Origin of the sequence: Dyadobacter psychrotolerans (assembly GCF_004349265.1) — a bacterium.
Taxonomy (GTDB): Bacteria; Bacteroidota; Bacteroidia; order Cytophagales; family Spirosomataceae; genus Dyadobacter; species Dyadobacter psychrotolerans.
Window position 1 is genome coordinate 19,760 of record NZ_SMFL01000008.1, and the last position, 13,572, is coordinate 33,331.

The 13,572-nt window shown below is 40.2% G+C and carries 9 protein-coding genes and 1 pseudogene; 2 read left to right on the forward strand and 8 right to left on the reverse strand.

Annotation, left to right across the window (positions count from 1 at the left end):
• Position 1: 1 nt before the first annotated feature.
• The 3 genes from E0F88_RS20540 to E0F88_RS20550 all read right to left on the reverse strand — a co-directional run bounded on the left by E0F88_RS20540 (position 2) and on the right by E0F88_RS20550 (position 2,997).
• Positions 2–1,234 (reverse strand): sulfite oxidase, encoded by a 1,233-nt coding sequence (locus E0F88_RS20540; protein ID WP_131960161.1) that lies wholly within the window; start codon positions 1,232–1,234, stop codon positions 2–4.
• 222 nt (positions 1,235–1,456) lie between these two features.
• Entirely contained in the window at positions 1,457–2,242 is a 786-nt protein-coding gene (locus E0F88_RS20545; RefSeq protein ID WP_131960162.1) for a ferritin-like domain-containing protein, read from the reverse strand.
• Positions 2,243–2,271: 29 nt separating this feature from the next.
• Positions 2,272–2,997, reverse strand: a complete 726-nt coding sequence (locus tag E0F88_RS20550; protein ID WP_131960163.1) for a ferritin-like domain-containing protein — start codon at positions 2,995–2,997, stop codon at positions 2,272–2,274.
• 735 nt (positions 2,998–3,732) lie between these two features.
• Here E0F88_RS20550 and E0F88_RS20555 point away from each other — a divergent pair.
• The gene (locus E0F88_RS20555; RefSeq protein WP_131960164.1) at positions 3,733–4,038 is read left to right on the forward strand and encodes a hypothetical protein; all 306 of its coding nucleotides are present in this window, start codon (positions 3,733–3,735) and stop codon (positions 4,036–4,038) included.
• Between the two features lie 138 nt (positions 4,039–4,176).
• A complete protein-coding gene (locus E0F88_RS20560) occupies positions 4,177–5,553 on the forward strand; it encodes a sigma-54-dependent transcriptional regulator (protein ID WP_131960165.1) in 1,377 nt (458 codons plus the stop codon).
• Here the strand turns inward: E0F88_RS20560 and E0F88_RS20565 are convergent.
• The 5 genes and pseudogenes from E0F88_RS20565 to E0F88_RS20580 all read right to left on the reverse strand — a co-directional run bounded on the left by E0F88_RS20565 (position 5,541) and on the right by E0F88_RS20580 (position 13,572).
• Positions 5,541–8,069, reverse strand: coding sequence for a hybrid sensor histidine kinase/response regulator (locus E0F88_RS20565; protein ID WP_131960166.1), 2,529 nt, complete (start codon positions 8,067–8,069; stop codon positions 5,541–5,543). The two genes, E0F88_RS20560 and E0F88_RS20565, sit on opposite strands and share 13 nt — an antisense overlap.
• Positions 8,070–8,160: 91 nt before the next feature.
• Complete coding sequence (locus tag E0F88_RS20570) at positions 8,161–9,684, reverse strand: MGH1-like glycoside hydrolase domain-containing protein (protein ID WP_165940116.1); 1,524 nt, start codon at positions 9,682–9,684, stop codon at positions 8,161–8,163.
• A 224-nt stretch (positions 9,685–9,908) separates the two neighbouring features.
• Positions 9,909–10,079, reverse strand: a pseudogene (locus E0F88_RS34995) (c-type cytochrome); the annotation flags it as partial.
• Positions 10,067–11,368: a beta-barrel domain-containing protein gene (locus E0F88_RS20575; protein WP_131960168.1), complete on the reverse strand. Its 1,302-nt coding sequence runs from the start codon at positions 11,366–11,368 to the stop codon at positions 10,067–10,069. The gene E0F88_RS20575 and the pseudogene E0F88_RS34995, both read right to left, overlap by 13 nt.
• A complete protein-coding gene (locus tag E0F88_RS20580; protein WP_131960169.1) occupies positions 11,368–13,572 on the reverse strand; it encodes a peptidase domain-containing ABC transporter in 2,205 nt (734 codons plus the stop codon). Before E0F88_RS20580 ends, E0F88_RS20575 begins: the two co-directional genes overlap by 1 nt.

Below are 13,572 nucleotides of genomic sequence, written 5' to 3' on the forward strand. Positions count from 1 at the left end.
CTTACTCCACTTTCACAGCAATTCGCTCACAGGCATTGTTCAAATATCCTCCCGGGTTCCATGCAGGAGAAATCATTGGCTGTGAAACGCCCTTGGCATCTGTTGCGCGTACCCAAACTTCATAATAACCTTTTTGGGGTAATTTTACTTTTGTATTCCAGTGCTGCCAGGCAAGCCGGTTTGCCGGAGTTTCCAGTTTGCAATTCTGCCAGGTAGCACCAAAATCAATCGAAATGTCAACGCTTTTTACCGCGACATCACCCGCCCATGCATGCCCGCGTAGCGGTAATTCCGTACCAGGGGTTAATACTGCACCAGTTTTGGGATAAGTAATGATCGACTTAACCGGCATCGATTCTATAATTTTAAAATATTCATCCGTCTGCGGTACGTCCTGGCCGGGAGCAACCGGATTTTTTGGCATTTTATAACTATGCCCATCCATTTTTGCACCATCGTGGACTTTGTTCCGGATGGAGATAGAACTTAACCATTTTCCTGAGACCGAAGCCGGCCATCCGCCGATAACCAGGCGTAAAGGATATCCGTGAAACTCGGGAATGTCCTTGCCATTGACAGCCCAGGCGATAAGCGTCTCATCTTCCATCGCTTTGGCAATAGGAACGCCCCGGGAAATGGATTCTTTTTTCGGATCACGGCTCAGGTGAATGTCTTTGCCATGATATCCTATGTAAACAGCATCACTTTTTACGCCGACATCATTCAAAATGTCTTTCAAACGGACACCAGTCCACTGCGCGCAATGTACAGCTCCCTGTCCCCAGGCATTTCCTGAAGTCTGCGGCTGAAAACCGGAACGTCCGTTTCCGCCGCACTCCAATACAAGCTGGTATGTATAAGTTTTGAAACGTTTTTTTAAATCCTCCAGAGTGTAGGTTTTAGTTGACTTTGAAGATTCTCCGTCAATTGTTAACGTCCAGTTTTTGACATCAACCTTTTCAGGAATTAGTCCGTTGTTTCGGATAAACATTTTATCTATTGGCGTCACTTTATCATCCAAAAGATAAAGCGGCGTTTCGACATTCCAGGGTTTGTCTCCCTGTACGATCATATCGGGATTTTTTCCCTTTAAAGCATCTTTCTCATCAAAAACTAAGGGAATGTAATTCCTTGGAAGTTTATCAGCAAAAACAATTTCACTTCCCAGGGCAGCAGTGATTGCTGCAAGACTGGTTTTCTTTAAAAAGCCGCGTCTGTCAAAAGCAAATTTCATAGTTCAGGATTCAGGTAATTCACAAATTTACATGTTAGGCTCACATATAATATTATTCAGGAATAAATATATATATGTTAACAAGTGTCAGATACTGGCTGCCTTAAACAAAAGTAAAGGTTACCCGTAGCCGGATAACCTTTATAATATTATAAACCCAATGAATCAGAACTTTGCTTTTTCAAGCAAAATGTGTGCAAATGTTCAACAGGCTGTTAAATCTTACTTAAAGAACGGTCCTGCAATTGCTAAAACTGTCGCTTTTGGCAGTGTTTCGTCAAATGCTTCAGAAATTGCCGCATCCGATTTTCCTGCTAAGCCTTTAAGATTTACTCCACCCTGAGTAAGGTTTTCTTCACCATCGTAAACAGCCTGTACCAAAGGTATTGGAGACTGATTTCCAGTAATCCAGCCTTTTGTAGCTGCTGATGAATTTACTACTGCAAAAATACGACGAACCTGTGCAGCGTGACGTGCTTCAACAGAATGTACCTGAAGAGCAACTTTAAGAATAGCCGGATCCATCATCAATGCACCAGCCTGACCTTTGTATGCGCGAACACCAGTATCTTCCAAAGCGCAGGCAACAGTGATAAACGTGCTGAAATTAGTGAAGGTATCTGTAAGTTTTCCTCCGTATGTCCAGTCATAGCTCAATGTCATTTTACCAACTGCTGCTTCAAGATATGCAACGTGTTGCGCTTCATGCTTGCTGATCTGAGTTATAGAGGTAAGATATTGTGCAGGGATTTTACCCGCTTTAATACCTTCTTTATAAAAAGCGTCCTCCAGATATTCCAGAGTTAAAGCAAATTTCAATACATCAACTGCCGCCGCAGATTGTGCATATGCTTTGTTAAGAATCGTACCGAAAACCATCGGTGCTGCAACCGTAGCTAGTTTGCTGCTTACACGATTCATAAAATGACGGCGCGAAGCATGCTCAATGCGGCCCACTGCGTCTCCGTCAATTTTAGTTAATTCGTCAATTATTTTGAAAATATCCATTGTTTCTGAAATTGAAGTTGTGTTGAAAATTATTTACCCACGTTTGATCCATTGATCGGATTTTTGATATACTTCTGAACCGCAGCAAGAATAGTTGCAGGATCAATAGCTTTATCTAAACCACTTGTATCAACCACATCATCACCAGCAAAATCAGCAGTATTTTTGTTTATCAAATCACGAATCACAGATGCGTGACGAGCTTCAACTGAAACAATTTTACCTGCCAAAACAAGATAATCAGCAGTTTTAATCAGATTTCCTGCACCATTATAAGCAGCAACACCTGTATCTTCAAACACTTTTGCAGTACCTAGTACAGAAGTTCTGCTCTTAAAATCAACTGTCGAAAAGTCAGGGGTAAGTCCCGGAATAATTTGAGAAGGAGCGGCAGCTGTCAATGCAGCTTTAAAGAAATCTCTGTGAATAACTTCGTGATCGCGGATGTCAGTAAGAATTGTCTTTTCTTCCGCAGACATATTGTCGTAAGGAGTGTCAATAACCTGAATGTAGAACGCTGCTTCAAGTTGTTCCAGTGCGTATGCATAGTTAAGTACACCAACGTCACCTGCTCCCAGATTGACTGTTGTACCTGTGCCAGGGGTTGGCTCATGATCCTTAGAACAAGCTACCATTGCTGCTCCTACGGATGCCGCAATCCCTGCTGACATCAAAAAAGAACGTCTGTCAACTTTTGATGACACTTTTTGTTCTTCTTTATCGGAAGTGTTTTGTGAATTAATAATTCTGTTCATAACAAAAAAGGTTTATGTTTCCTTTCGCCCATCGAAAGACAATCTGGAAAAACATACGGGCTTAATTTTGCTATAGATCAGAGCGGATGAAAAAGAAAATATAAAATAGTTCAAAACTGAACTGCGTATATTGCAATTTTTTGAAACTTTACTGTGTGTAATACTCTTTTATTCAGATAGTTGTATAATATTTCCCTTGAAGTGAAAATTATTATATTTTATTTTGAAAAATGCAGAAGTTAGTAGCTTATCGCTTTTACCGGGCTATTAAGAATGATGTTTTATAGAATAGCTGGAAGTCATATAACAAAAAAGACCTGTTCCCAGGCCTTTCATGCAAGATGACTAACGGATAAGGTAACGTTGAGTAAAACTATTCGGACAAGGCAGCAACGGGAAACATTTTTGGATATTTCACGATTTTAATGGATTTTGTGGAGATTATTCGTTACTTGTTACAAGTAGTTCTACAAATATAGAAATTGTGTTCATCAGCACAATACGTTTTGAAATTTTTTCTTAAAAAAAATAGAAGTTTTTTAAGTTGGACACAATAAATTTATTTATTGACCTAATTTTCTCCAAAGTGTTGCGGCAAAATATTGAAAAAATTACACGTTATGATCTCTACTTATTCCCAGATAGGTTTTTGGAGAAAAATTTTGCTCTGGCATCATTATGGTAGGTATCACATGTAAAATACGTTAAGTAGTAAACATTTGACTAATCAAGATCATGAAAAAGCTAATCATATCAGCCATTGCGCTAACACTTATATCATTTGCAAATGTTCAGGCCGGTACAGTCCAACACCTTAATACAGTCGTAACCTTATCTCAGGAAAAAGTTGCTGTTAAACCGGAAGATTTGCCTGAAGCCATTAAAACCACTTTGGGTGGTGATACTTACGCCGGATGGCAGGTGACAAGTGCTTTTTTGGTTACCAAAGAAGATAACTCGCAATTCTATGAACTTTCTTTAAAAAAAGGAGAGGAAACGTCTACACTCAATCTTGATAAAGACGGAAAGAAAGTTGAGTAATCACCACCTTAGAAATTGAAAACTAGAGATTTAAGAGAGCCGGAGATTATTTCTCCGGCTTTTTGGCGTTAGATTTTATAATTTTACATTTTTTAAGATCGTTAAGACAAATAACTTTTTAAAATTTATCATAGTAACATGGCTCACCTGCTCCTGCTTGAAGACGATACCACATTTTCAAAATTGCTAAGTACTTTTCTTGGTAAACACGGACATAAAGTGCAGGTTTGTTCTACACTGAAGGATGCCAAAACCGCTCTTGTTAACAGTCTGGATGAGGGGAGTCCTTTTGACGTGCTGATGCTTGATTACCGCTTACCGGACGGGAACTCAGTGGATTTTCTTAAACAGGTAAGAAGCGACGGAAATCGGACACCTGCGTTTATTATGACCAGTTTTCATGATGTGCGAACGGCTGTTAATGCCATGCAGAACGGTGCATTTGACTATATCACCAAACCGGTTCACCCCGAGGAACTGCTTATGGTTCTTGGTGAAGCATTACAGAAATCGGATACTTCCACGAGTATAAAAATGGCATCACCTGCAAAGGGCGGCAAAAAACTTGAAAAGCAGTCCTCTGATTTTATTGAGGGGAAAAGTAAAATTTCCAAACAGCTTTATGAATACGTTCGCCTCGTCGCTCCAACGGATATGTCGGTAATTATTCTTGGTGAAAGCGGTACCGGAAAAGAGCATGTAGCCAAATCCATTCACAGACTTAGCAAACGTAGCAATGGTCCGTTTGTAGCCATCGACTGTGGTTCACTTTCAAAAGATTTGGCCGCCAGTGAATTATTTGGTCATAAAAAAGGGGCATTTACCGGTGCTCTTATGGACAAAATAGGACAATTTGAGGCGGCCGATGGCGGAACTTTGTTTTTGGACGAAATCGGAAATTTAGGATATGATGTTCAAATTAAACTTCTCAGAGCCTTACAGGAGCGCATTATCGTTCCGATTGGAAGCACGCAGCATGTGAAAGTTGATGTGAGATTAATTGCTGCGACCAATGAAGATCTGATGACGAGTGCTTCGACCGGTGATTTTCGTGACGATCTCTATCATAGGCTAAATGAGTTTAAAATAGAAGTTCCTCCGTTGAGAAAACGAGGAGAGGATCTTCCGATTTTTATCCAGCATTTTGTGGATAAGGCCAATGAGGAGCTTGATAGAAATGTCCAAAGTCTGTCAAAAGAAGTGATGGAAGTTTTCCAAAAATATGACTGGCCGGGAAATCTCCGTGAGTTGAATAATGTAATTAAACGTCTGGTTTTATTATCTAAGGAAGAAATCGCCACACTAAACGCATTGCCGGCAGAAATGATCACTTCCATGGAAGAACCGCAAAAATCCACAGGTTCGGACTTAAAAGCTTTGCAGGAAACGCATGAAAAGGAAATGATCGAGAAAGTGCTTCAAGAGGTACGTTATAACAAAAGTAAGGCTGCCAAGTTACTTAACATTGACAGGAAAACGCTTTACTACAAAATCGAAAAATATCATATTGAGTAAGATAAGGCTTTCTCTTCAACCTGGTCGATAAGTGAACCGGCCAGGTTGATTACTTCCCTGATCTCTTTCTGTGAAACTTCCTGCCCATTTTCACGGATAGCAATTTCAAAATGACGGAATTTTGATGATAAATCTTTTGCTCCGATTTGTCCTGTCCTTCCTGCCATACGATGCATGAGTTCATGCATTTCCTCAGTTTGCGCATTTTCAAGTAATTCAGTCAGTAAAGAAAGATCCTGTCTAGAATCTGTCACAAACTGATCCAAAATCTCCCGCATCACACTTTCATCGCCAAAGGTCATCTGACTTAAAAGTGAAAGATCCAGTTTTTGCTCAATTTTTTTTGCAGGTTGTTTTTTGATACTTGACTTTTCAAGCAACTCAAGCAATTCATTGGAATGAAAAGGTTTCATTAGTATCCCGTCAAAACCCATATTCATCAGTTTGCTGCGTTCTTCCGGAAGAGCCTGTGCGGTTAAGACATAAAATTTTACAGTTGGCGGTGCGACTTCCCGAAGTTTTTCACACAATTCGGCGCCGTTCATACCCGGCATACGCATATCCGTTAGTACAAATTTTACATTGTCATCCCAGGGTTCGTTTAAAACCTGTTCTGCGGAGGAAAAACACGAATGTTCAATGTGATACATTTCCAAAACAGAAGCACACCATTTAAGAATAAAAGTATCATCATCAACCAGCCAGACTTTACCATTGATCTGATAGGTCTTTTGTTCAATTTCTTCCGGTGTAACAACAGGTGTTTCTGCTTTTTTAAGAATTATATTTACAAAAAACGTGGTACCAACACCCAGATTGCTTTTTACCTGGATTCCACCATCCATGCACTCAACCAAAGATTTTACAATACTCAAACCCAGACCGGTGCCTCCATATTTTCTGGTGATAGACGGGTCTGCCTGTTCAAACTGGTGAAAAACCCGTTGAGCCTGTTCCGGTGAAAGTCCTATTCCTGTATCAGCAATCTGAAAATTAAGGGCAATTCCTTTTTCGGATTCAACAGATGAAGCCTGCAGACTTACCTCTCCCGTTTCGGTAAATTTTATCGCGTTTGTTAACAGGTTATACAAAATCTGACGCAAACGAAACGGATCTCCTTTCAGAAAAAGATTATTGTCCAGCTCATTTTTCAGAGAAAGTAAAAGTCCCTTTTGCTTCGCAGTTGGCCGGAGCATTTGCACGACTTCATTCAGTAACGGCGTGATGGCGAAAGTTCGTTCTTCAAACGTGAACTGGTCCGAAATAATACGGCTGTAATCCAGGACTTCATTTACCAGGTAAAGCAGATGTTCCGAAGCAGAATGCAAATTGTTGAGGTCCTGCTGATTTGGTTTTTCGTCTTTTTTTAAAGCCTCCGTATAACCAATGATTGATTGCAATGGAGTCCGGATCTCATGGCTCATATTGGAAAGAAACCGCTGCTTGGCCAAACCATGAAATTCCGCTTCATCCTTCGCTTCTTCCAATTCATTGCGGTAACGGTTGCTTTTGGTAATGTCAGTAAAAATAAGGTAGGCCATCAACGCGGTCAGGAAAAAGAATCCAAGCATAACCCATTCAATCCTGTCGATACTTGCACCAACCATTTGTTTTGTTTGGGAGCTCTGAGTATTGGATTGCAGTACGACCTTATTTTCGACTTCCTGCATCACCTGAAGCAATTGGCTAACCAGCGAATTTCCTGCGGTAGATAATTCCTGTTCGCGGTCAACAAAGCTTGTTGTTCTTTGTTTCTGAGATTTTTCAATAGCATGAACTGCCTCTCCGACCAATTGAATTGTGCTGTCCTTCGGCGCCACAGTCAGGGTGTCCACCTCTACATTAACTTCTTGTTTTTGAACAATTTTGGATGGAGGCTGCGGAGGATCTTTCTTCGCTTTTTTAGAAGAAAAAACCCGGTTGAAAAAACCTTTTTTTTCTTCTTCCGCTTTCCGGAACGAATCAGCAACTTCTGTATAAGTTGTAATTGTGGTGGTCCTTTTTTCTGTTTTTACAACGGTGCTGTCCGGTTTCAGTTTGTTGGTTGTAATCAGGCCGGAAATGGATTTTACTTCATCTGAAAGATCCTGATTGCTGACAAGCTTGGATCTAACTTTAACATAATTTCCAAAGATTTCTTCCCTTCTTTCCAGTATCCGTTTCATTGAATCGATCCTGATAATCTGGTCAGCATCATCAATACTAAGCTCACTTAACGAGTCCAGCGTCGATATCAGTTCGCGGGATTGTGCAAGAAAGAGCTCTTTGGTATCCGATCCCTCTATGGAACGGGCATTCTGCAGATGATCGAGCGTCAGAATACTCTTAAAAACCTTATTAACCAGCCGGAGTTTGTCGTTGGGCGCGGAGAGCACTTCCAGTTTATTCAGCATATTCTGGAAAGCCACCTTGCTGATAATCCAGGAAGCCCCCAATGCAAGCGCAGCAATGAAAAAACCCAGAAGGACCTTTCCTTTGACAGAACCGGTAAAAGATGATTTACGCTGGGATGGCATTATTGAAAAATGTTACGACAAGTTGTAACGAAATTTAAGAAAGAAATGGGGTATTTCAATAGAATATTTGGCAGTCGTGCACTCGCATTTTTTATCTCGCAAATATAAAATTGAATATACCGGTTTTCTTTGTGCCATTATTTATTTGATAAATCGCTGCTGAATTCTGCTGTGATTTTAAGAATTTCAATGTTTGATTCTGTGCATCTGTAACGGTAAGGATATTTTTTCCATTCACTGGAAGGGCAACGACAATATTCATATTACTTGTCTGTCCGGTCATTTTATACTTTACCTTAACAGATTCAGAAGTTGAAGCGATGTAAATGTTCAGACGATTGCCGTCCGGAAGCATGAGCTTCTCCAGAGCGATATCTTTTCCGGTCAGTAAAGAACTTAAATTAGGTCGGATTGTGATCGTTTTGGTAAATCTGTTGTAATCGATGCCAAAAATATTTTCTATCAGGATCTGGATATATTGTGCTGCTGTCCATGCATAACGTTTTACACCCTGACCGCTTGCATCCGAAGTTTTAAGGAATTCAGTATAATTAGCATTAAACATTTTTACAGTTTTTAAGCTTAGTTCAGAGGCAAGATCATATCTCCCGATGTCTTCAAGTCCTTCAATAACCGCTTCGTTTCTAAGTGTCCAGATATCGCCTGACCAGGCCGGATTTCCGTTGTAATCACCAACGGTTTCGTTGTAAAGCTTATCGGTTTTGGATACGCTTGTAAGTGCATTTTCGTCCCAGTTGAAGTACCGGTTATCGGTAAGCATGTTTGTCATGGCAGGAAATCTTTCGGGAGATGCAATCTGGTGTCTGAATGGATCGAAAGTATAACAAATTAACTTATCATCCAGCTTTTGCTCATTTACCAGATAAGCGTAAAAAGCGCCGGCAGATTCATTCCACATGTATTTGTTAATACTTTGTTTCAATCCTTTTTCCAGCAACCTGAATTTTTTTGCATCTTCTTTTAACCCCAGATAATCCGCAATTTTAGCTACATAATGGCAGCCGGCAAGTACTTCCACATTCAGATCGACTTGGGCCACTGCTTTCAGTCTGTTTTCAAAAGGGGGAAATGATTCTTCAAAAATACCGGTGATCAGTCCGCTTTCTTTATCGAGTCTTTCATCTGAGAACCACCAGTTCAGATAGTTTTTTAATGTATAATAGGTTTCCGCAATCAGCTTTTTATCCTGTGATTGTTTTAACACATCATAAGCGCTTCGGAAAAGTTTTGGCAAAGAACTGCAGGTAGGGAAATTAGGTACGTTATCATGACCGTAAAGCGGAATCCGGCCATCCGGTTTTTGAACTGCAGCAAAACCCCGCAGCATGTTCTCCGAAAATTTTTGATTCACCCATTTAGTGCCCTGCATACTGATGGAACCATCGAGTTGCCACCAGCACTGTCCATAATGACCACCCGGCGCAATAAACGGATATGTAAATCCAAAACCGGGATCCATTACGAGGCATTCATTGAGAACGTTAAACGCATCTTTGAAATCTGCCTGTGTAATTCCCGGGAAGGTTAGTACCGGAACAACATTGTCACCGTTAACATTTTCTCTTTTTCGCACCGAATCTGCTGGCGGTACCATGTTTGGGCAAGAAGCATTTGAGTAGTTATCAAAAGCTATGATTATAAGTACTAAAAGAAAGAAACGTTTGAAAGGCGTCATCAGCAGTTTTTGTTACTGCTTTATTAAGGCTGGGAAAGGAGAAAACTACCGGGCTGGCAGTTATGTGAAAAATCTGATTTCCTGACAATCAAATAAAAACAAAGGCTACTTCGCGAATGAGGCAGCCTTTATCAGTTCAAATATTACTTCGCCAAACTATTAATCCAGGAAGCAATTTTCATGGCTTCGGCTTTTGGTACTTGTGGCAGCGGAGGCATCGGCGTAGCGAATTCCGGCCAGTTTTCCGGCTTCGGCGAGTAGATAAGCTCAACTATTTTTTCATTGGAATACTTGCGTTTGGCTAATGTTGAGTAGTCGTCATCATCCTTCTGATTTGGTAAAACAATCGTTCAATGAGTCTCAAATCTTCTGTTACAATTTCTGCCGAAGCTGTCATTCCTGTCTTGTAGACCAATGTTTTATTAAAATTTGTAGTAAGACCATTAGGCAAAGACATAGTAGCTAAAAAGTAGGTGTTGTCCTGGGATGGTACTTTTGCAATATTGGTTATGTTACCTTCGACAGCACCATACTCTTCAAATGGATAGCCCTGGAATTTCACAAGAACGCGCTGCCCTTCATTCACACGGCCGGAATTGATCTGTGGAATACGAATTTCACCCATGTAATTCTTCGTGCCAGTACCGATATACATTACCTCAATTCCGGCTTTAAGAGATTGTTTTTCCTGTAGCGTAGTTGCAAAAAAAACGTTTCCTGTTTCCGGTGCTGTCAGCAGATATCTGGACTTCCACGATTCAATTGCGCTGCGAAGGGTGTTAAGTGCTTGTCCAAAATTCTCTGTCTGTTCATGAACGGTTCTGTCCAGTTCAAGTATTTCGTTTACTTTTGTATTCTTTTGATTTTCATTATTGATACGTAAAGTTTCTATATTTTTTATCGGAAGAAGTTTCGCCAGTGCTTTACTTTCTTCTCTGTATATGTCAACATCAGCTATCACTTTTCCGCTATAAAGTTTTTTATGGACATCATATTCCTTTTCTGCCAATTCCGAATCACGTAAGTATATAACGCGCTGTTCATCAAGCTGTTTTGCTGTGGTTTCTGAGCGTTCAATGTCATTTAATAGCAACCGCCGTTTTTTTGCATAAAAGCCATCTCCATATAGCGTTTTGATTTGCACGAAAATTTGTTGAAAACTCTGGTAAGCACCTTGAACCTCTCCCAAATGTTCAAAATCGTTTAATCTGACCAGACTTAAACGTGAAAAATCCTTTCCGGTTACAAGCGCTTTTATTTCATTCAATTCTTTTTCAAGGTCGAGTATTTCACGATGATTGGAAGTACTTTCTATGTAAGCCAGAATATCTCCGGCTTTAACCTTCTGATTCTCTTTTACAAATAATTCTTCAATAAGACCGTCTGTTTTAAGCATTACTGCTTTGGGTAGATTGTTTGATATAAGCCGGAATTCGGCACGAACAATAGTAGGATAATGAATAAACCAGCTGATTGCGAAAGCCACAGATAAGATCAGGCATAATGATAGTGTTCCCCAGCGGATAAGCCATTTGGGTGGCTGATCCATAAAGTCCCGGACAGCTTCACTTCTCATGTCAACGTCTTCCTGTGCCTGTTCCATTAACTGCCGAGTTCTAATTGATTCTTTACCAGGGAATAATAATAGCCTTTACTTGATACCAACCCGGCGTGTGTTCCCTTTTCGATGATTGTACCTTTGTCTAAAACGATAATTTGATCCGCATTTTTAACAGTACTGAGCCTGTGAGCTACCACCACCACTGTTTTTCCTTCAAAAAATTCTTCCAGATTTTTCATGATAACAGCTTCATTGTTAGCATCCAAAGCGCTGGTAGCTTCATCAAAAAAGATATATTCAGGATCTTTATAAACTGCTCGCGCAATGAGAACACGTTGTTTTTGTCCACCACTGATACCCATTCCACTAGCTCCAATTCTGGTGTTATAACCGTTAGGTAGCTCGTTTACAAAATCACCAATATTAGCAACATGAACAGAGTGTGTAAGTCTTTTACGGTTAACTGCACCATTTTCATCTGATTCGCTGATGTTACGTGCAACTGAATCTGCGAAAATATATCCTTCCTGCATAACAACACCACATTGCTTCCGCCAAAAGTTGTAGCTCATATTTTTAAGATTTCCATTACCGATTTCTATTTTTCCATCCGATAGCTCATGGTATTTTAACAGCAGTTTTAATAATGTTGTTTTACCACTTCCGCTGGCACCTACAATGGCTGTAACTTTTCCCTGTGGAATTTGGAAGCTGATATTATTAAGTACCAATGGAGAACTGCTGCTGCCATACCGAAAATTTAATCCTGAAATCCGGATTGTCTTATCATCAGGCAATGTACTGATCAATTGTTCGTCAGGGTTTTCTTCATTGGTTTTGTTGTGGATTTCAGCCAATCGTTCAAGACTTAATTTTGCATCCTGATAACTTCGGATAAAAGAGATAAAATTATTAACCGGCACATTCATTTGCCCGATGATATATTGCACGGAAAGCATTGCACCCAATGTCAACTCTCCATTAATAACCGACCTCGCCGCGATATAGCTGATTAAAATATTTTTAACCTCATTAATAAACCGTCCTCCCTCATTCTGGGATTGTGATAATGATAAGCTTGCCATATTTAATTTGAACAAACGTGCTTGAATTGCTTCCCATTCCCAGCGCCGGCGTTTTTCAGATCCATTCAGTTTTATCTCCTGCATACCGTTGATTAACTGAATGGTACTGCTTTGGTTGCCTGATGCCTGATCAAAATACTGGTAGTCAATCTTGGCTCGTTTTGCCATAAACAACAGAACCCAAGCCATATATAACGCTGACCCTGCTATAAAAACAAGAAAAAGTTGTGGATTGAAATAATAAAGTATGGCTCCGAAAATGGTTAGTGTTACCGTGGAGAAAAGTACATCCAATGTAGTTGCAGATAGAAATGACTGCACACGGTTATGATCCTGAATTCTTTGCATAATGTCACCGGTGGACTTAGATTCGAAAAACGAAATTGGCAGGTTCATCAATTTCATTAAAAAGTCCGATAGCATTCGCAGGTTAATCCGGCTTGTCACATGTAACAATATCCAGTTTCGTATCACACTCAATCCGGATTGTGATATAAACAATACCAACTGAGCTACCAATACTAATGTGACAAAATTTAGATTACGTGTGTTGATACCAGTATCCACAATTTCCTGTGTCAGGAAGGGCAATCCGAGTTGAAGCAAACTGGCAAGAAACAATCCCAAAATTAATTGCCAAACGTGACGCCGGTAAGGCCTGAAGTAAGGAGATAAGAACCCTGTAATTGATTTTGAAGAAACAGTGCTGCCTTTTTGAGCAAAAAAAGCAGGTGTAGTTTCAAAAAGCAAAATAATTCCTTCAGAATCATTCTCAGCATTTTTTTTGGGAATCCATCCTTTCACAAATTCCTGCCGGGAGTAAGTAATGAGTCCGTAACCAGGGTCTGCAATCACTACTTTGGAAGGAGTCGCTTCATAAACTACTACATAGTGCCGCTGGCGCCAATGTGCAATACATGGAAGTGGAATTTGTTCGGCTAATGTCGTGTAGTCAGCACTTAGCGCCAATGTGCTAAATCCGATATCTTCGGCAGCATCAACCAGGCCTCCCATTGTTGTACCATCTCCTCTTAAATTAGCCAGCTCTCTTAAATAAGCCCCGTCATAAGATTTGCCATGAAACTTACTGATCATGCGGATACAAGTAGGGCCGCAATCCATTCGGTCATATTGGCGGTAAAAAGGGTATTTCTTGCTCAA